Here is a 19,255-nt window from a genome sequence, read left to right as displayed (position 1 = left end):
CGCCGTAATGGTTTAAAGTTAATCCACTATAAAAAAAGCAGATAAAAAAACGGGCCGCCAAACGGCGACCCTAAGAAACTCTTGCAGCTGGGAGTAATAGCAAGAGATTACGACACTTTAACCTGGTTTATGCCGGAGAAACGACGCATCAGCTCTGGAATGGCTTCGGCATTTGAAGCAACAGTGATGCCCATTTTCCGCATTTGGTAGATAGTCTCGATGGTGCTTTCAGGCGCATAGCCGTGGCAGGCACCGAGATTGACAATAATATGAAGATTATCGCTGTACCAAGACAATTGCTTGGCCGTATTGGCGACAGTTTCTTCGATGGCCAATCCGCCAATAATGACAGTATCGGCTTTTTGTTCGTGCAGCCATTCCAACAGGCCTGTGCTGTTTGCCTCATTGGCTTCATGAAAACAAGCACCGTGAACATGTTTACCGCTTAATTCGAGCGCATGATCGTAATCTGCCGGAGAGGGCAAGCCTTGGAGCAAATGCGTTCCGCGACAACCTCCGGCGCATTGGCTGAAAAAACCGGACGGTCGACCAAACATGACACCGTTGCGATTGACGACGGTCGCACAAATGCTCTCCGGATCAATGCTCACATTCTCAATTAAAACCCTTTTATCTGCCAACGCTGCCTGGCGGTTAAGTTCATTAACCATATTTTCCGGACGCAACAAAAAATGGGTTGCATTAGCAGCCATACAGGTAAAGCGAAGTTGCGGTTGGATGTCGATTGCAACGGTAGTCATAGGATATGGCTCTCTATATTTAATTCTGCAAACAGAATCAGGATTGCTCCGTTCAATCACTGACCAGACAAATGGTTTAATTTAACGATAATCGGTGTATTTATGATGAACGGTATAATATCAGGATAATCGTTGTATAGCTAGTAAATATTTTAAGATTTGTAACAATACTCGCAGTAAATATAATTTTTGTTGTATTTAAGGTTAACACTCTAATCAATTATCATTTTTAAGCGATTATTTTTATTCATTAATTTTTTATTAATTCCATGATTCCCCTGTATTTTCAAAATATGGGACACCATGAATAAAACTGTTGTTTAAAAGAAAAATATGCCTCTAGAAAGCGAAAAATTGTTGGCAATATCCCTATCGCAAGCTGATTTTTCTCCCCAATGGTAAAAATAAACGGTACAAAAACCTTGCCATACCAACCGCCACAGCCCCAAACAAATAAAACGTGCAACACAGTCCCTAGGAATTTCTACAAAAAAAGGCTACCTGAAGATTCAGGTAGCCTTTTTTTTGCGCAGCACCTTATTTCAACGTCGCCTTCGCCGCTTCCCGTTGCAAATGCCGCTGCATATAGCCGGCAAACGGTTCAGCGTTCGGCAGCACTTGGGCGCGGAACATGCCCCAGCTCAAGAGAGCGGTCAAGTATATATCGAGTGCGCTAAAATATTGTCCCACGGCGTATTCGCGGCCGTCGGACAGCAGGGTTTGCAGGGTATGCAGCGCGGTATCGAAATCGCCGTAGCCGAGGGAACGGCGCCATTCCTCGCTCTGCGGCACCTGACGCCAGCGGTCGAGAATAGCGTATTCGAGCTGAGAACCAAACGACAGCCAGCGGTAGTATTGCCCGCGCTCCGGAGTACCCGCAGCCGGGATCAGCCGTTTTTCGGGGAAAAGCTCGGCCAGATAGGTGAGAATGGCGGGCAATTCGGTAATCACTTGCCCAGCATGTTTGATAGCAGGTACTTTGCCCATCGGGTTGATGGCTAGATAGTCCGCCTCTTTGAGCTGCGGGTAATCCAGCACTACGTTGTCGTAATCCGCGCCGCATTCGGTCAGCATCCAGCGTACATTGGTGCCGCGTGAAGGATTTGCAGTATAGAGGGTGATTTTGCTCATGATGTTTCCTTGTCCAATTGTGGGTGAGGTGTTTGCAGGCTGTCTAAAACCCAGTCAGGATACCTCATGGCTGTGTCAGTTTCTGTCAGCAGCATGGTCTTGGTCAAACCGCATCGCACTAGCGGCTCAAATCAAACGCGCTCAAATCCAGCCCTTCATGCTGCCGCCAGCGTTGCAGCAGCAGGCGGTGCGGCATGGGATAGGCTGCGCCGGTTTGAATTTGCGCGATGCGGTGGCAACGAAAATGGCGGAATGCCTGCCGCAAGGTGCACCAAGCCGCCAGAAGCCGCACGTTGTCCCAATAGCCCAACGCCACCGGCCACACCGTGCGTCGGCTGGCCTGCCCTTGCACATCGGTGTAGCTGAAACTGAGTGTCTGCTCCTGCCGCAAAGCCTGCCGCACCTGCGCCAGAACGTGTTCTTCGTCGTGTCCGAACGTCGTCGCGCAGTTAATCGGATACACCGCATGGGCTTCTGCCTGCTCCGCCAAGCGCGCGGGCAGCACTGCGTGCACTTTACCCAACACCGAGCGTGCCGCCTCCGCCATTTCGCCATCAGCATGAGCCGCCGCCCAGCGCATGCCTAGCATCAGTGCTTCGAGCTCGTTTTCGCTGAACATCAGCGGCGGCAGGTTGCAATCCTGCTGCAACACAAAGCCCACGCCCGCTTCCCCGTTTATCACCGCGCCCTGATGGCGCAGCGTGTCGATGTCGCGGTATACCGAGCGCACGCTGATGCACAGCTCCTGCGCCAGCAGCCGCGCGCTTTTCGGATGGCGGCTGGTGCGCAAAAGCTGCAAGAGTTTGAGCAGGCGATCAGTACGGTTGGGCATGGTGGCTCTCCTTGATTTCCTGTGAGGAAGGGGGCAGTTTGTTTGATTTCTGAAATATGCGGATAACCGGGCAGCCTGATTGCCTACGCATTGCTGCATCAGGCATGGCCGTCATGGGAAGCGGAAGAGTAGCGGGTTCGGGCTTGAATGGGCAAGGGTTCCGATTCGATTTCGTTTACTACCAAGCGGTTAAGGAGTCATGGCAATTGCACGAAAGGTCGTCTGAAAATAGTTTTCAGACGACCTTTGCTTCAATCAAACTTGAATCAATGCCTAAAATGGCGAACGCCCGTTACCACCATGGCAATGCCGTGTTCATCCGCCGCATCGAAGACTTCCTGATCGCGCATCGAACCTGCGGGGTGGATGATGGCTTTGATGCCTTGTTCGGCAATCACGTCCACGCCGTCGCGGAAGGGGAAGAATGCGTCCGAAGCAGCACACGCGCCGTTTAAGTCTAGGCCTGCGTCCTGCGCTTTGCGGGCGGCGATGCGGGTGCTGTCCACGCGGCTCATTTGGCCTGCGCCGATGCCGTAGGTTTGACCGCCTTTGCCGAACACGATGGCGTTGGATTTGACATATTTGGCGACGTTCCAGACGAACAGCAAATCGTTCCATTCCTGCTCGGTCGGTTGGCGTTTGGAGACAACTTTCAAATCGGCGCGGCTGATGCGGTGGATGTCGGGCGTTTGTACCAGCAGCCCGCCGCCGACGCGTTTGAGTTCGAAGCGGTTCGCACCTGCTTCTAGAGGCACTTCCAATACGCGCACGTTTTTCTTGGCGGCGGCGATTTCGAGGGCTTCGGCGGTAAATTTCGGCGCCATCAAGACTTCCATAAATTGGTTGTCGGTAATCTGTTTCACGGTTTCGCCGTCCACTTCGCGGTTGAAGGCGATGATGCCGCCGAACGCGCTGGTGGTGTCAGTGGCGTAGGCGAGTTTGTAGGCGGTCAATGTATCGGCTGCAACGGCGACGCCGCACGGATTGGCGTGTTTCACAATCACGCAGGCGGGCGCATCGAAGGATTTGACGGCTTCCCAGGCAGCATCGGCATCGGCGATGTTGTTGTACGACAATTCCTTACCTTGCAGTTGTTTGTAGGCGGCGAGGCTGCCTGCGGCGGGATAAATATCGCGATAGAACGCGGCGCGTTGGTGTGGGTTTTCGCCATAGCGCATGTCTTGCACTTTAATCCAGCTTTGGTTGAACTGGCTGGGAAATTCGCCGATTTGGGGCGTGCCGCTCAAGACGTCGTCTGAAAGCGAGGTTAAGTAGTTAGAAATCATGCCGTCGTATTGGGCGGTGTGGCTGAACGCTTTGCGCGACAGGTTGAAGCGGGTTTTGTCGCTCAACGCGCCGCCGTTGGCTTCCATTTCGGCGGCAATGGCGGGGAAGTCGGCGGTGTCGGTAACGATGGCAACGTGTTTCCAGTTTTTCGCGGCGGAGCGCACCATGGTCGGGCCGCCGATGTCGATGTTTTCAATCGCATCTTCCAGCGTACAGTTTGGCTTGGCGATGGTGGCGGCGAAGGGGTAAAGGTTGACGCACACGAGGTCGATGTTGCCGATGCCGTGCTCTTCCATCTTGGCGACGTGTTCGCCCAAATCGCGCCGCCCCAAAATACCGCCGTGGATTTTCGGATGCAGCGTTTTCACGCGGCCGTCGAGCATTTCGGGGAAACCGGTGTAGTCGGCGACTTCAATCACAGGAACGCCCGCATCGGCAAGCAGCTTCGCCGTGCCGCCGGTAGAGAGGATTTCGACACCGAGTTTGTGCAGGGTTTGGGCAAATTCGACTGCGCCTGTCTTGTCGGACAGGCTGATCAGGGCGCGTTTGATGGAAGGCATGGGGATTCCTTTTTTTGAAGGTTTAATCGATACACGCTGCTAGCGCAAAAATGAAACAAAATTTGATGAGATGTTTAGCTCCGATGGCGTTCTCTTGGGCAATTCAATAAATTTATACCTTGCGGCAAGCAATATCTTGTCTATCACCCTGCATACGGACGCTTAGGCTGTCATTCCCGATTTTTTTAACCTGCATTTGCAATTTATCTGATTTACCAATGCCGTTTCTCATCTGGGCAAACATTTCCTTATCCACTTCACGCCACGGAATGGTGCGAATTTTAGCTGTGCTATGTTGTCTTTGAACATCGGTGGTTTTAATGTTCAAACCAATTTTTCCTCCGTTCACCGTCCAAGTACCGTCTGCAAACACCCGATAAGCTAGGGTTTCATCATCAGGTGAAGGAAAATTCGCATCCACAATCGCACTTACTTTTTGCTCACTGTCAAAAGTAAACGTCCTCAGGGTTCCATTATAATCAACGCACTGCCATTTACCGAGCAGTTGCACTTCTTGAACAACAACAGGTTTTGCCAACACAGGCGCAGCAGCAAAGGCAGCAAGAAGAAAAATCAGGTGTTTTTTTTGCATAACAGTTTCTTTCTATAAAATCGGGAGTGAATAAGCTACTTTCTTAGTTTTCCAACTGCCTTATGCAAGTTTGAAGACACTGGCGGTCAGTTTGACAGAATACGTCTTCAATCTTGGCAAAACATTATGGGATGAATTTTCAGGGCGGTATTATCCCCTAGTTTCGGGTTTTTGGCAGCAGTTTTCTGGAAATATTGTTGACAATTTTTCTAGAAAAAAGGTCGTCTGAATTGATTTTCAGACGACCTTTCTGCCATTCCCTTCCGTCATTATTGCCTGCATAAGGCTAACGATTCAGATATGCCCGTCCTGCGGCTGACAGCTCGGACAAAACCCGCGCCGACGGTTTTCAGACGACCCTTTTCCCCACCCTGCTTATTCAAACCCCATTTTCCTTGCCGTTGCCACTGCGCCCGCCATCGTGATGCACAAAGGCATCAGCAGGGCGGCGGGGGCGTAGGTGAGTTCGAGGATGAAGACTATGGCGGTCAGGGGCATTTTGAGGGAAACGCCGAGAAAAGCCGCCGCGCCGATAACGGCGGCACTTTCAGACGACATGGCGGGGAAGAAGGTGTTCCACGCGGCTGCGGCGGCGAAGGCGATGGTGCTGCCGAGCATCATGGACGGGGTAATCAGCCCGCCGTATGCGCCTGCGGCGAGTGCGAGCAGGACGACGAACCATTTGACGGCGGTCATTTCCAAGCTGTACCGCCAGTCGGTCATGCCGCCAAACGTAAGCTGGTTGCCCGCCTTGCCGTTGCCCAGTATTTCGGGAAACCAAACGGAAACGATGCCGATAAGGGCGAATAAGGCAATCGCCAAAGGAATGATTTTCGGGTCGTTGCGCTTTAAGAAGGGAAATTTTTTGGCACTGCGCTGAAACCATACCGCCGTTGCGCCCAAAACGGGACCGATGGCGGCGGCAAACCACAGCAGCGGGATGTTCACATCGAGATGGGCGGGATGGTATTGCTGCACGTCGCCCAAGCCGATGCGGGCGACGGCGGTGGCGGTGACGGAAGTCAGCAATGCGGCGGCCACTGCCTGCTGCGTCCAAATGCCCAACATGGCTTCGAGGATGAAGAGCGTGGAGGCGAGCGGGACGTTATAGACCGCCGCCAAACCTGCACCCGACGCGCAGGCGAGCAGCAGGCGCATTTCGTCTTCGTCCAAACCCAAACGCCTGCCGCCGACGGATGCAAACGCGGCGGTCATTTCACGCGGGGCGACTTCGCGTCCGAGCGGGGAACCGAGTCCGACGGTGATGATTTGCAGCAGCGCATGGGAAACGGTGGTCAAAAACGGCAGCCCCTGCAAGGGCTGCTTCAAGGCTGCCTTGATTTCGATTTGCGGCCTGCCGAAACGTTTGAGCGACCACCAGCCGAACCCTACCGCGACGCCGCACAAAATCAATACGAGGATGCGGCGTTCAGACGACGTTTGAACCACGCCTTCCCGAAAGGAAACATGCCCGCCGCCCGTGCCGTAACCGTAAGCCGTGTGCTGGATAAAGTGCATAAGCTCCGTCAAAGCAATGCCGACCATGCCGCCGACGATGCCGGTGAGGATGAGGGCTATCCAAAGTTTGTGCGTATGTTTCATGGGGATTTTGTTTTTGAGACAGGGTTCGGCGGTTCGTTAAAAAATCAAACGGCCTCAATGTTTAATATTGAGCGGATAGCTTTTCGGCGCAACGTGTGTCTTGCCGTTGTAAGGAATCGCATATTTCTGATTTTTATAACGTTTTTTACCATCCACCCCCTGCACCGTTGCGCTTAATGCCCAAACGCCTGAGACTGAAGGACGGTTTTTGTCAAAAGCAATTTTCGCATCGATGCTGGCATAGCTGTTTTCACAATTACGTTTTTCCCGCCCTTTGTATTCATCACAATTGCCATAATGTGCGCCATTATCTCTACCGTTGATAATGAAGCTTTTACGGACACGGTTGCTGTTATCGGTAAACAGGAAATTTTCTCCGGTCATCGTTTCGCCCTGACCTGTATAGCCTGATTCGACAGTGTAGCCCCAGTTTTGCTCACCCATCTGGACAAACCGCCAATCCTTATTCTCCGGCACATCCCCCCATGCGCCGATTTCATCGCTTCCATGTTGTTTGATTGCCCACTTTCCGTCTGTTTTTTCCAAAACAAACAATTCCGCCAGACCCGAAGAAGCATGCGCGTCCCGTTTGACTTTGAGCTTCATATCGTAGGCAAAACCCGTGTACAACACATAGCGCGTAGGCGTACCGTTGCGGGTAACGGCATGGTCGGCAACAGGTTTCATACAATACATTACGTCGGACATCTCATTACTGTCTTTCGGCAACTTGGCAAGCTGGCAGTTTTCAGCGGCAAGCGGATGGTTGTAATACCGGGCAATCACTGCTTGGACGGCAGCTTTGTCGTTATTGGGCGCAGCCGATGCCAAAACGGGGCAGGCGGCAAGCAGCAGGGCAATCATATATTTCATCGAAAATCTCCTGATATTTTTAAAACCACATTAAAACAAGATACTCGCGTACCTTCTCAGGTCGTCTGAAAACCCGATTCACACGTTTTCAGACGACCCCTTACGCATTCTTTCCTCTGTTCGACAGCCATCCTGCGACAAACGTCGCGGCGATGACGATGAACACGCCCAAAGCGGACACGGCGGACAAATGTTCGCCCAGAATCCATACCGCCATGATGACGCCGACGACAGGTTCGAGCGAAATCAAGAGGCCGGAGACATTGGCAGGAACTTTGTTCATGCCCTTGTTCCATAAGAGATAGGCAAGCCAACTGCATCCCACCCCCAAATACAAAACCGACAGCACGCCGCCCCACGACCAGCGGACTTCATAACTTTCAGCCAACACCAGTGAAAACGGCAGGCACAACACCGCCGCCGCCGCCATGGAAGCAGAAGTAAATGCGGGCGCACCGATGCGGGCAATCATCTGCTGGCTCGGCCGTATCACGCCGGCGAAACCGAATCCCGCAAGCAGAATCAGCAAACAGCCGAACCAATCGACCGCGCCGCCCTCTTCCGCACCGCCCAGCACCATCATCCCGATGCCGGCAAACGCCGCTGCCCCGCAAATCCAGTGGTAAATCTTGGCTTTATCGTTAAAAACGAAATGACCGACAAACACTACTAACAAGGGTTCCAGCCCGACCATGGTAATCGCGCTGGCGGCGGACGTGTATTTCAAGCCGATAAACTGAAGCAGCAACACCACGACGTAGTTGATAAAGGCGATACACAACAAAGGCTTCCACTCGCGGCGCGGAATCTTGCCGAAATGGCGGTAACAGGAAGGCAGCACCATCAATGCGGCAATCAACAGCCGCGCCTCGACCATCAACGCGGCATCAAGCATCTCGTAAGTATATTTGGCGGCGATAAACGAGCTGCCCCAAATCAATAAGGAGAGTATTTGGTAAATCATGGCTCAAGTCGTCGGATAAAAGGATGCACTGATGAAAGGCAGGACATCACGCCCCACCCTGCCCCGATTCGGTCAACGAATCCAAAAAGGCAAAGAGTTTCGCGTTCATCTGCGTAAAATTGAAACGCTCGATTTCATCAGGATGCTGCACATAAGCCTGCGTCCTGCTTTGCACAGCCAAGTTTTCGCGCCCGTCGGCGGCAATCAAGAGACCGACGGCGGCGCGGTCAAATTCCAAATGCGCCTGAAACGCATAATGCTTGGGTGAGAAGCGGACAATCTGGCGCGGACAGCCTTTGCTCGCCGCCAATACTGCCGCCCCATCCGTCAGTCCGGGCATATCCCCGTGCCAATGCCCCGCAAGGAAAGACGCGCCCAACAAGGCGGTATGCGGGTCGTTCAAACCTTCCTGCGTCAACTCGACCGAATACACGCCGATTTCGCGGTGCGGGCTGCGCTCGTGCCGTGCGCCGTAGGCGACGGACAAAAGCTGCGCGCCCAAGCACACGCCGACAATGTACTTATCCGCCGCCACCGCCTGACGTATCAGGCGCAGCTCGGCTTCAGGGTCGTAATACGGAAAAGCCTGCCTGTCTTCATCGGGCGACTGCGGTCCGCCCATGACAATCAGGAAATCGATACCGTCCGCGTTTTCGGGCAACGCCTCCGATTCATAAACCTTAGTCAACGCCGTACGATACCCGCGCGACCGCGCCCAATCCCAATACGCGCCCGGCACTTCAAAATCCTCGTGCAGGATGAAATGGACGTTCAACGTTTTCCCCCGCGTACCGCCGTCATGGCGAAGTTCCTGCTTCATCAGTTTTCTCCCTTTGCAACAAGACCGATATTTACAGCAAACCGTGCTGCAACAGTTTCTTACGCAGCGTATTGCGGTTCAACCCCAAAATCACCGCCGCTTTGGACTGATTGCCGCCGCATTGTTCCATCACACACGCAAGCATCGGCTTTTCCACTTGGTGCAACACCATGTCGTACACACCGCAAGGCTCCGTACCGTTCAAGTCTTTGAAATACTGTTGCAAATTCTGTTCAACACATTGCGCAATATCGGGGATGGGTTGTTTCATAACATATCCTCCTTCGTTGTTTTTAAAGATGACAGGTCGTCTGAAACGGGGTTCAGACGACGTTTGTTGAGTTTGAATTAAATAGATTGTTTTTTATTTCGATGAAATTGTGTTTTCAGACGACCTAATATTGCCGCCATTCCCGGATAAGAATCATTCTGTTGGCCCGACAACCCAAGCTACCCGCTGATAACCTTAATCCCCAGCAAAGCCAACGCCCCGCCGCAAAATCGGTCTATCCAATGACCGAAACGCTGAAAACGTTTGCTCACGGCAGGGGCGGACAACATCAGCGCGACAAGGCTGAACCAAACGAACAGCATCAGCACCATCCACACGCCGTAAACCCCCATCTGCCACATCGGCGTATCCGGCGACAATACGACGGTAAACAGCGACAGCATATACACGACCGCCTTCGGGTTCAGCACATTGCACAACACCCCGCGCCATATCGTTTTCCGTGTCGGTTCGTCCGCCATATGGTCCTTACGGATTTCGACCGTCCCGCCCGCAGCTTTCGCGCACAAACCTTTATAGCCGATATACAGCAGATACAGGCCGCCGACGATTTTGACCGCGGTCAGAAGCGGGGCGGACTGAGCCACCAGCGTGACCAAACCGAGTACGGAATAAATAATGTGGATACCGAAACCCAACGCAATGCCCAGCGCGGTCAACATTCCGGCAGCCCGCCCCCGGCTCAACGCCTGCTGCGAAACGAGTACAAAATCAGGGCCGGGCGACATGCACGCCAAAAAATGTACGCCGGTGATAATCCAAAAGCCACGCCAAAAAGTCATACTGAAGCCTTTTGTATTAAAGGAGGTTGGCTGTAGAAAGGCACATCAGCCTTTAAGAATGAAGATTAACCATCAAGCCTTCACCATGCCGGATTACAGTCCACGCAACCTACTCCCCCAAGCAGGTAATCTTGCCAACCTTTTCTCCTTCCGGTTCGATTTCTGCTACATGATCTCCATATTTATCATCCCAAAAGAAACGCCCGTTTTTCTCATACCAAGGTTCGCCCAGTACATACCAAGCCTTGTCCAAACTGTCACCGGGGCGGATGGTTTCGCATGTCGCTCTACTCTTAAACGCACTCAACATACACGCATCATGTTGACGACAATCGGGATTCATGCACCTGCCCTTGTCGTCATTCCAATTGCGATCCATTAATTTACAGGCTATCAAATTATAGTCATAAGCATAAAACCCGTATCCTGTCATCAACAGCGCAGCAATACCTAAGCTTTGTAAACGCGGCGTTAATTTCATATTTACTTCTCCCAAGATAAAAGGTCGTCTGAAACGCCCTAACCTTCACGATAATCACACACCCAGCGGTCGGTTTTCTCCGAAAGCGCCTCAAGATAGGCGGCAAGGGTATCGTATTGTGCCGCTGCGCTGTCCAAGCGGTTGATGTCCCGGCGTGTCTGCTCGCCGTCGGGCATTTCGTCGATGTACCAGCCTATGTGTTTGCGGGCGATGCGCACGCCGGCGACTTCGCCATAAAACGCGTGCATGGCGCGGATGTGGTTCAAAATGGTGTCGTTGCATTCTGCCAAGCTCAAGGCAGGCGGCAAAACGCCGTGTTCGGCATAATGTTTCAAATCGCGGAAGAGCCACGGCTTGCCTTGTGCGCCGCGCCCTATCATGATGCCGTCTGCGGCGGTTTGTTTGAGGACGGCAGCGGCTTTTTGCGGCGAAGTGATGTCGCCGTTGACCCAGACGGGGATGTTCAGACGACCTTTGGTTTCGGCAATCAGATCATAAGCCGCTTCGCCTTTATACATTTGCGTGCGCGTACGTCCGTGGACGGCAAGGGCGGCAATGCCGCAATCTTCGGCAATGCGGGCGATGGCAGGCAGGTTTTTATGATCGTCATGCCAGCCCAAACGGGTTTTGAGGGTAACGGGAACGTCCACCGCGCGGACGACGGCTTCGAGAATGGCGGCAACCAGCGGCTCGTTTTGCATCAGCGCGCTGCCGGCTTGAACGTTGCAGACTTTTTTGGCGGGACAGCCCATGTTGATGTCGATAACCTGCGCCCCGAGGCTGACGTTGTAACGCGCGGCATCCACCATCTGCTGCGGATCGCTGCCGGCAATCTGGACGGCAACGATGCCGCCTTCATCGGCAAAATCGCTGCGGCGCAGGGTCTTTTTGGTATTTCTAAGCGTCGGGTTGCTGGTCAGCATTTCGCACACCGCCCAACCCGCGCCAAAATCTCGGCAAAGTCGGCGGAACGGTTTGTCCGTAATGCCCGCCATCGGGGCGAGTGCAATGGGATTGTCGATAATGTAGCCGCCGATGCGCATGGTCAAACCGCCGTATGGAAAGGGCTGCCATTGTACAATTTTTAAGCAGGGTTTCCAATGGGATTTACTTTGACGGATAGGAAAAAAGGTCGTCTGAAAAAGTTCAGACGACCTTTGTTTTCCATTTACCTTGCTATTTTACTAAGTCGGCTATACCTGCCAAAATCAATGCGGTAAAGATAGAGACTGAACTCCCTATCATCAGAGAAAATAAGTCAATCAAACCCGACAACGCGCCCGTAAGAAGCAAAGCCAAAACAATCCATGTTCCATAAGGTTCGATTTGACGAAACTTCATAGACCATTTTGCATTGAGGAAAGAGTCAAGAATGACGCCACCATCGAGCGGCAAAATCGGAAGCAGGTTAATGACGATCAAAACTATATTGATTGTCATACCAAACTGGGTCATGATCGTTAATGGGTCAACATACGCCTCAGGGACAGCGCCACCTAAAAACGAGAGCATCGCCCAGAAATACACCAGAATCAGATTGGTTACCGGACCGGCAACGGCAATCCATCTCCGCGCGCTGCGCACATTCTTAAAATTGCGGGCATTAATCGGTATGGGGCGTACCCAGCCGTAAACAAACGGTGTTAACGCCAGGCTCAACGCAGGTACGATGATTGTTCCTATCAAATCGATATGCGCCATCGGATTTAATGTCAACCGTCCGAATTGTAATGCGGTGGGGTCGCCACAGCGATATGCAACATAACCGCGTGCAATCTCACGCATGACCAAAGAAAGCATCACCGGTGGGATAGCAAGCAGCACATAACTGAAATCAAAGTTTCCAAACATAGTTTTCCTTAAAAAGGTCGTCTGAAAAACTCAGACGAAATACACCAAGGGCGCATCGTAGGTAAACACTGTCAAATTTGCAATAAGCAGGCCGCTCGAGAATCTCGGCGGCCTGTCGGCAGATGATTATTCTTCAGTTGCTGAATGTTCTTCAGTATTTTCTTCGGAATCAGTTTCTGCCTCTGGGTCATAACCCGATGGCAACAATAATCTAGATATGATAGGTACTGTCAACTCTTTTATGTCGATGACTTTTTCGCTTGCAGGCTTAAACTTGAATACGGGTTTGCCGTAATTGTGGTAAATACTTTCCATAACGATGTTCAACGCCTGAGTGTTGCTTTTGCTGTTGACCTGCGTGTAAATACGCGTTGCCAACAATCTGCCTTTTCCATTCAGATAGTAGTCATAATAGAGAGGCATACCGACCATCTTTTCAAAGCCGGAGTGCATTGAGAGGCCTTTCTCTTTTGTACTGTCTATAAACTCGCCAAAGAATTTTTCAACTTTCTCGTAGCCTTCAGCCGTAGAGCTTTCCTCCGGTTTTTTCTTCAGAGCATCAAATTCTTTTTTGAATTCTTTAGCGAAAGCGTTGATAAAGAGCGGGTCATATTCGTCTTTATGGGTGTAATGGATGCGGTATTTTGCTTTGTTTTGCTTACCGAATTCATCCATATTTTCAAGACGGTATGCTTCAGCAGGAGCAGCTTTGCTGGCTTCAATATAGGCTTTGAATGCCGCCTTTGCTGCATGACGCAAAGGAATGCCTTTTACCATCTCTTCATCTTTGAGCTGGATACTTATTGGTTGCTCTTCAGCCAAACGCTTACGGATCTCTTCGCTCGTAAAGATGCTCATAATCATCGAACTGAGCAATGGCTGGTCAATAGTCAGACTGAGATTTTCACCATCAATCAGCATGGGAGATTGGATATTCAATTGCTCATTGCGATGGTTAATGGAAATAGCGGGAATCCATTCGGCTTTTTTGGCAGGCAGGTCAATGGCTATATGCGATTTCAAACGCACGCCTTCCAAATAACGTCCGACAACCGGATATTCTTGCCATTTATCGATCATTTCAGGGAACCATTTATCATTGTCGGTGTCCAGCAAGGCTTCTTTCAGCTTGGTCTGATCTTCTTCCGAAAGCTCGATTCCGTCTTCGTTCAATTCTTTGACTTGTTTGTCAAGTTCGGCTTGATCCTTCTTTGTTTCTTCCAAACGAGCTTTTTTCTCGCTTTCCGGCGCTACCCCTGCTTCGGCAGTAGAAGTATGAAACTTCACTTCGCTATCAATGTTATAGCTGTAATCATCCGTATAGACGCGATCAAGGGAAATTGCCATCATTTCATGGGCAGATTTGTTTTCAAGGCTGCTGCATGCGCTCAAACCAAATGCCGCCGCCAATACTAGACAAAACGTCTTTTTCATTTACTGTTCCTTAAAAAAACAATCCAATGGGAATGTAAATGACTTTTAACACAAATAATTTAATGTGACAACATCATTGTATTGTTCGGTTTCTAAAAACGCTGAAAGGTCGTCTGAAACGGCAATTTACCGTTTCAGACGACCTTTTAAATACCATTACAAAATGCCGTTATGGTAAGTCTGATCATCAATCATGGTCGGATATTTCGGGTGGTTGGCATAAACAGTATCGTGGATTGCTTCAACTTTGTTATGCACATGACCCAATACATCAGAAAGCGCGATGTCCTTACCGGTTGTATTCACATCTTTCAATTGGTCGCCATTATGGGTATTGCTGCCGGCAAAGGTATCGACATCTGCCTCATGCTTCAACCAAGTCGCATACAGTTTGCCTTTGATGTCGGTATGCAGGGTATTGTTGGCAACATTCAACGTGGCTTTTCCTACGCCGTCACCGGTACTGTTGACATCCACAATGGCATCGTTCAGTTTGCCGTGGAGGGACAACGTATTGTTGGTCACGTTGTACTCTTTGGCATTGGTACGCATATAGGCGAATTCACGATAACCGGCCGACTCTTCGCGAACGGTAATATTGTTGTTGTTTAACGTTATCGAACCATGCAGGGGGACATCCGAGCGGTGTTCTTCAAAATAGAACGGCACGGCTCCCGGTGCAATTTTTCCGATATTGGCAGTATTGTCGCTGATATTGATGGTGCCCGTACCGATACCGTCGTGTTTGCTGACATGATCATATGTGTTGTTAATCACTGCCATCAGGTATTTGGTGGACTCACCGTCGATTTTGTTGTCGGTAATATTCAGCGTGTAATCCATTTTGTTTTCATGGTTACGGAATTCGATGCCATAAGTTTGGATGTGGTTTTGGTACACTGCCAAATTTTTAATGGTATTGCCGCTGATGTCGTAATAACCTTTATCCGCCGTATGCAAATCGCGCAATTGGGTATTGGTTTGCACTTGGATGCCGGAATACATGTGGTAATACCTACCTAAATCATCATCCATATAAAGACGGAAATTCGGGTCTTGCGTAATAACGTTGTCTTTAATTTTCACGTTATCCATGGAAAATTGGCGGTTGTAGGCAGCGATACCATATAGACGGTCGCCGTTTAAGACGTTGTTTTCGATAACGATACCGGTACCATCATGCACATCCAAACCTTTACGGTAGTTATGGTCGGTCGTATTGTTGCGGAAAGTAATGCCGTAGTTGTAGCTGCCTGCCATGGCAGTCATGCCATAACCCGTACCGCCATCAGCCTCGTGACCGTTCCACTCCAATCTATTGCCTTCGCCGACAAAGTTCTTTTGATATCCGACCATCGCGCCGGCAACACGGTTGTGGTGCAGATAGGAGTCGACAATACGGTTGTTCTCACCCAAAGGCAGATGGTCATATTGTTCGTTGATCTCACCGCTTTGAACGCGTGCTTTGTAAGTTTGGCTCTTACCTGCTTCCCGAACCAATGCATCAGTCGATGTAAACATCACACCGGCACGGTTGACTCCAGATACCTCGACTTTGCTGATTAAAGTATGGTCGGCATCGTTGACCAAAATACCGCTAACTTTTCCGAAGTAGCTCAAGCCCTTCCGGTAAAAGTCCGGATTGGTATATTTAACAGAAAGATTCGCAATCGTTTTATGGCTTTGTCCATCCACCAAAATACCGGCAAATGCGCGAATATCATCGTGATTGGTATTGGGGTTGAACACACCGACCTGCGCTTTATCAAAGGTGATCAGCGTTTTGCCCATGCCCGAACCAAAAATACCTTTGACCCCTGAATTATTGCCATTGATGACAATTTGATCGGAAATATAGTAAGTACCGTCCATGAACAGCATGGCTTTTTCTTTGTGTGCCGCAGTCAATGCCGCTTTGATGGCTGCCAAGCTGTCTTTTTTCCCGGTCGGATCTGCGCCAAAATCATTGACGTCGATGTATCTGCCAAATTCTTTCGATTGATGAACGGTGTAGTTGGAAACCTCCCCTTCTTTTACTTCATCTTGATGATTGGCTTGATGTTCAGCCTGCCTGGCAGTATGGGCTTCATTGGATTTTGAAGTATTGTGTCGAACCGTTTCTTTGTTGTCACCAGCCTGATTGTCTTCATGTTTGTGGGCAACCGTTACCGCTGGTGCTGAATGCGCCGCTTTACCGTTGGTTTGATGATGGTGTGCAACATCATTTTCAGTATGTTGCGCTTTCTCGGCAGCCTGTTTTTCAGCCAGGATTGCTTTGGTTTTAGCGGCAATTTCCGCTTGTTTGGCTGCATGTGCGGCTTTTGATTTTTCTAACGCTTCAGCCTGTCTTGCTGCCGATGTTGCTTTGGCTTTTTCCAAGGCTTCGGCTTGACGTACTGCAGCAGCGGCTTTTGCCTTTTCCATAGCTTCTGCATGTCTTGCAGCGGCGGCGGCAACAGCGGCCTGTCTAGCAGCTTGGTATTTTGCCATGACCTGCTCTTTGGCTGCTTGAGCTTCTGCCTGTTTGCGTGCAACAACATCAGCACGGAGAACCTGAGACATGATGGCCATTTCTTTGCTGGTTAATTTACTGCGATCGGCAACCGGCGCCGGTTTGGTATTTTTTGAAGTATTGACTGCGGCAGTATCGGCAGAGGGCGTATGTTGCAGACCAAAAATTTTATCCTGTCCCCTCAATTGTTTAGGGAGGGCTGCTGCCAGATTCAGACCGCCAAAAGAATGGTCGTAAATCAATTTGTTCAATGCAGAAGGAGCATGGCCGGCATGATCTTGGCTTGCGGCAACTGCATGATTAGATTGAGAAGTTTGACTTTTAGTGTGAACTCTTGTTTGTCCGAGATTGAAGAAAGAGTACGTGGTTTTAGTTGACATAATATATTTTCCCTAGTTTAAAAGCCGCAGACTTGCGTCTGAAGCAACGAAAGCAATGCTTTCCTACCCTTTTTCAGCAATTTTTATATGTCGTTTGAATGATTTGAAATCATTTCCATCGTCATTTAAATAGCTGTAACGATTATTACTCATTCTAAAACCTCAAAACCTGACGCTCTTTTTTTAATCCTTCCGCCTTTTAAACATAAAACCGCACTTAAATATCCCTATAACATTCAGACGACTTTTCATGATCTTGTAAAAGTCATTCCAAAGTTCTCACTTTGGAACAGTCATCTTGTAATGTCACATTAATATATTAAACACTGCTTTACATTAAAAAACGAAAACCTAAGTCTATCAGAGTTCTAGAGTATCTATTTAGTTCACTGCGATGTCGATTTAAGTCCCTTTTTTCGACATTTTTCAGCAACTAAATATACCAAACGAGTAATGAAATGATTCTAGCATATTGGATTGGTATAATTACATTTTCATAACTTAGCAAATATTAAAATTTTTTAATCATTTGAAAAATAGAAAAATTTTTTTATTTTTTAGTTCAAATAGTGACTGTTTTTCACAACAACGCACCAAACATCAGGATATTTTTTTACAAATGGCACGGCAAAATCTGTTTACAAAATAAAAAGGTCGTCTGAAAAGAAATTTTCTTTCAGACGACCTTTGGATCTGTTCTATTAATACGAAATCAAATCAGCACACTTCAACCAACCAGCCATGTTTGTCTTCCGCCAAACCGTATTGGATGTCGGTTAAGGCTTTACGCAAAGCGTAGCCGCGTTCTTGGCTCTTCACTTCGATTTCTTTGCCGTCGATGACAAAAGAGGTTACGGGTGAGATGACGGCGGCGGTGCCGGTCAGAATTGCTTCCGCGCCCTCTTCGACTGCAGCTTTGAGTTCGTCCACGGTGAAATTGCGTTCGCTGACGGTGTAGCCCAAGTCTTTGGCGACGGTCAGCACAGAATCGCGGGTAACGCCGTGGAGGAATTCGTCGGTCAACGGCTTGGTGATGATTTCGTTGCCTTTAATCAGGATAAAGTTGGACGCGCCGGTTTCCTGTACGTCGCCGTTCGGACAGAACAGGACTTGATTTGCACCATGTTCAGCTTTTGCCTTCAGTACCCAAGGCATGGCGGAGGCGTAGTTGCCGCCGCATTTGACGCGGCCCATGTGCGGTGCGCAGCGGATGTGTTCGGTTTCAACCAAAATTTTCACGGGCGAACCAGCTTTGAAATAGTCGCCGACCGGAGACGCGAGGATATAGAGCAGCGCAGTTTCGGACGGCGAACCGGCTTTGCCGATAACCGGGTCGGTACCGATGAGCGTCGGGCGCAGATACAGCGCGGCAGGCGCATCGGGAATTTCATCGGCGGCGCGTTTGACCAATTCGATCAGTGCATTCAGATAGGCTTCGGTTTCGGGTCGCGGCAGGTGTAAAATATCCGCGCTTTGCTGCATACGGGCGATGTTTGCCGTCGGGCGGAACAAAACGATTTTGCCGTCTGCCTGACGGAAGGCTTTCAAGCCTTCAAAGCATTCGCTGCCGTAATGCAGGGCGTGCGCGCCGGGCGCGAGGGTGAGGTCTGAGGAAGTTTGCCATTCGGTCGGCTGCCATTTGCCGTCCTTGTGGGCGATAACGGGCATTTGGGCGTGGAAGACGCTGCCGAACACGGCGGGTACGGGTCTGCTCATGGTGATTGCCTTTCTTATTCTGTTTGGTTCTGTTTAGATATTAAAAGTTGAAAGATACGCCTGTACGGATGGTTTTGACAAGTCCGAATACTTGTTTCGCAAACAGCTTTCGCCCAAGCCCTTGCCTGATAAAGAAATACGGAAAACCATCCATTCCGATACGCATACGAATTGTCAGCAATCATGCCTACCGTGTACTACATATATATAATGAAGCCTAAGGTCGTCTGAAAACTGCCGCACATCCTATCCGAAACAATCCAAATCGTTTAAACTAAGCCGCATCTGCGGCAAACGGATTCGGAAACGGAATCCCTATCGACCGCCTATTGAATTTTCAGACGACCTTTTCAAAACTTTCCGACAGGCATACCGCCGGAGACAT

At 50.1% G+C, this 19,255-nt stretch carries 17 protein-coding genes; all 17 read right to left on the bottom strand.

Going from position 1 to position 19,255, the window contains the following annotated elements:
- Positions 1–107: 107 nt before the first annotated feature.
- Positions 108–761, bottom strand: a complete 654-nt coding sequence (locus HMPREF2726_RS09760; protein ID WP_070603203.1) for a cysteine hydrolase family protein — start codon at positions 759–761, stop codon at positions 108–110.
- Positions 762–1,298: 537 nt separating this feature from the next.
- Positions 1,299–1,892, bottom strand: coding sequence for a glutathione S-transferase family protein (locus HMPREF2726_RS09755; RefSeq protein ID WP_009311133.1), 594 nt, complete (start codon positions 1,890–1,892; stop codon positions 1,299–1,301).
- Positions 1,893–2,010: 118 nt separating this feature from the next.
- Positions 2,011–2,724 carry a helix-turn-helix transcriptional regulator gene (locus tag HMPREF2726_RS09750; protein WP_070603201.1) on the bottom strand — a complete coding sequence of 238 codons (714 nt, stop codon included), beginning with the start codon at positions 2,722–2,724 and terminating at the stop codon, positions 2,011–2,013.
- 266 nt (positions 2,725–2,990) lie between these two features.
- On the bottom strand, positions 2,991–4,571 hold the full coding sequence (gene purH, locus HMPREF2726_RS09745; RefSeq protein ID WP_009311131.1) for a bifunctional phosphoribosylaminoimidazolecarboxamide formyltransferase/IMP cyclohydrolase: 1,581 nt from the start codon (positions 4,569–4,571) through the stop codon (positions 2,991–2,993).
- A gap of 112 nt (positions 4,572–4,683) precedes the next feature.
- Entirely contained in the window at positions 4,684–5,163 is a 480-nt protein-coding gene (locus HMPREF2726_RS09740) for a lipocalin-like domain-containing protein (protein ID WP_070603200.1), read from the bottom strand.
- A gap of 375 nt (positions 5,164–5,538) precedes the next feature.
- Positions 5,539–6,765, bottom strand: a complete 1,227-nt coding sequence (locus HMPREF2726_RS09735; RefSeq protein WP_070603198.1) for a chloride channel protein — start codon at positions 6,763–6,765, stop codon at positions 5,539–5,541.
- 54 nt (positions 6,766–6,819) lie between these two features.
- Positions 6,820–7,638 carry a hypothetical protein gene (locus HMPREF2726_RS09730; protein WP_070603196.1) on the bottom strand — a complete coding sequence of 273 codons (819 nt, stop codon included), beginning with the start codon at positions 7,636–7,638 and terminating at the stop codon, positions 6,820–6,822.
- 100 nt (positions 7,639–7,738) lie between these two features.
- Positions 7,739–8,602 (bottom strand): DMT family transporter, encoded by an 864-nt coding sequence (locus tag HMPREF2726_RS09725; protein WP_070603194.1) that lies wholly within the window; start codon positions 8,600–8,602, stop codon positions 7,739–7,741.
- Positions 8,603–8,648: 46 nt separating this feature from the next.
- Complete coding sequence (locus HMPREF2726_RS09720) at positions 8,649–9,422, bottom strand: glutamine amidotransferase-related protein (protein ID WP_070603193.1); 774 nt, start codon at positions 9,420–9,422, stop codon at positions 8,649–8,651.
- A gap of 31 nt (positions 9,423–9,453) precedes the next feature.
- On the bottom strand, positions 9,454–9,693 hold the full coding sequence (locus HMPREF2726_RS09715; RefSeq protein ID WP_003761869.1) for a Fis family transcriptional regulator: 240 nt from the start codon (positions 9,691–9,693) through the stop codon (positions 9,454–9,456).
- A 179-nt stretch (positions 9,694–9,872) separates the two neighbouring features.
- Entirely contained in the window at positions 9,873–10,496 is a 624-nt protein-coding gene (locus tag HMPREF2726_RS09710; RefSeq protein ID WP_070603191.1) for a LysE family translocator, read from the bottom strand.
- A 109-nt stretch (positions 10,497–10,605) separates the two neighbouring features.
- Positions 10,606–10,977: a toxin gene (locus tag HMPREF2726_RS09705; protein WP_070603189.1), complete on the bottom strand. Its 372-nt coding sequence runs from the start codon at positions 10,975–10,977 to the stop codon at positions 10,606–10,608.
- 38 nt (positions 10,978–11,015) lie between these two features.
- A complete protein-coding gene (gene dusB, locus HMPREF2726_RS09700) occupies positions 11,016–12,020 on the bottom strand; it encodes a tRNA dihydrouridine synthase DusB (RefSeq protein WP_070603187.1) in 1,005 nt (334 codons plus the stop codon).
- Between the two features lie 133 nt (positions 12,021–12,153).
- The gene (locus tag HMPREF2726_RS09695; protein WP_003761873.1) at positions 12,154–12,828 is read right to left on the bottom strand and encodes a site-2 protease family protein; all 675 of its coding nucleotides are present in this window, start codon (positions 12,826–12,828) and stop codon (positions 12,154–12,156) included.
- Positions 12,829–12,954: 126 nt separating this feature from the next.
- Positions 12,955–14,262, bottom strand: coding sequence for an RNA polymerase subunit sigma (locus tag HMPREF2726_RS09690; RefSeq protein WP_070603186.1), 1,308 nt, complete (start codon positions 14,260–14,262; stop codon positions 12,955–12,957).
- A gap of 156 nt (positions 14,263–14,418) precedes the next feature.
- The gene (locus tag HMPREF2726_RS09685) at positions 14,419–17,154 is read right to left on the bottom strand and encodes a right-handed parallel beta-helix repeat-containing protein (RefSeq protein ID WP_070603184.1); all 2,736 of its coding nucleotides are present in this window, start codon (positions 17,152–17,154) and stop codon (positions 14,419–14,421) included.
- Positions 17,155–17,871: 717 nt separating this feature from the next.
- Entirely contained in the window at positions 17,872–18,870 is a 999-nt protein-coding gene (ilvE, locus tag HMPREF2726_RS09680) for a branched-chain-amino-acid transaminase (protein ID WP_049227520.1), read from the bottom strand.
- Positions 18,871–19,255: the final 385 nt, after the last annotated feature.

This window comes from Neisseria sp. HMSC074B07 (assembly GCF_001810355.1).
Classification (GTDB): domain Bacteria; phylum Pseudomonadota; class Gammaproteobacteria; order Burkholderiales; family Neisseriaceae; genus Neisseria.
The sequence above is the reverse complement of the archived record's forward strand: the minus strand, read 5'-3'. Positions and strand labels throughout refer to the sequence as shown.

Excerpts from the sequence above, each read along its gene's own strand:
- HMPREF2726_RS09715 (WP_003761869.1), bottom strand. The coding sequence starts at position 9,693 with ATGAAACAACCCATCCCCGATATTGCGCAATGTGTTGAACAGAATTTG.
- ilvE (WP_049227520.1), bottom strand. The coding sequence starts at position 18,870 with ATGAGCAGACCCGTACCCGCCGTGTTCGGCAGCGTCTTCCACGCCCAA.
- HMPREF2726_RS09760 (WP_070603203.1), bottom strand. The coding sequence starts at position 761 with ATGACTACCGTTGCAATCGACATCCAACCGCAACTTCGCTTTACCTGT.
- HMPREF2726_RS09690 (WP_070603186.1), bottom strand. The coding sequence starts at position 14,262 with ATGAAAAAGACGTTTTGTCTAGTATTGGCGGCGGCATTTGGTTTGAGC.
- HMPREF2726_RS09705 (WP_070603189.1), bottom strand. The coding sequence starts at position 10,977 with ATGAAATTAACGCCGCGTTTACAAAGCTTAGGTATTGCTGCGCTGTTG.
- HMPREF2726_RS09725 (WP_070603194.1), bottom strand. The coding sequence starts at position 8,602 with ATGATTTACCAAATACTCTCCTTATTGATTTGGGGCAGCTCGTTTATC.
- HMPREF2726_RS09695 (WP_003761873.1), bottom strand. The coding sequence starts at position 12,828 with ATGTTTGGAAACTTTGATTTCAGTTATGTGCTGCTTGCTATCCCACCG.
- HMPREF2726_RS09730 (WP_070603196.1), bottom strand. The coding sequence starts at position 7,638 with ATGAAATATATGATTGCCCTGCTGCTTGCCGCCTGCCCCGTTTTGGCA.
- dusB (WP_070603187.1), bottom strand. The coding sequence starts at position 12,020 with ATGCGCATCGGCGGCTACATTATCGACAATCCCATTGCACTCGCCCCG.
- HMPREF2726_RS09710 (WP_070603191.1), bottom strand. The coding sequence starts at position 10,496 with ATGACTTTTTGGCGTGGCTTTTGGATTATCACCGGCGTACATTTTTTG.
- HMPREF2726_RS09720 (WP_070603193.1), bottom strand. The coding sequence starts at position 9,422 with ATGAAGCAGGAACTTCGCCATGACGGCGGTACGCGGGGGAAAACGTTG.
- HMPREF2726_RS09685 (WP_070603184.1), bottom strand. The coding sequence starts at position 17,154 with ATGTCAACTAAAACCACGTACTCTTTCTTCAATCTCGGACAAACAAGA.
- HMPREF2726_RS09740 (WP_070603200.1), bottom strand. The coding sequence starts at position 5,163 with ATGCAAAAAAAACACCTGATTTTTCTTCTTGCTGCCTTTGCTGCTGCG.
- HMPREF2726_RS09750 (WP_070603201.1), bottom strand. The coding sequence starts at position 2,724 with ATGCCCAACCGTACTGATCGCCTGCTCAAACTCTTGCAGCTTTTGCGC.
- purH (WP_009311131.1), bottom strand. The coding sequence starts at position 4,571 with ATGCCTTCCATCAAACGCGCCCTGATCAGCCTGTCCGACAAGACAGGC.
- HMPREF2726_RS09735 (WP_070603198.1), bottom strand. The coding sequence starts at position 6,765 with ATGAAACATACGCACAAACTTTGGATAGCCCTCATCCTCACCGGCATC.
- HMPREF2726_RS09755 (WP_009311133.1), bottom strand. The coding sequence starts at position 1,892 with ATGAGCAAAATCACCCTCTATACTGCAAATCCTTCACGCGGCACCAAT.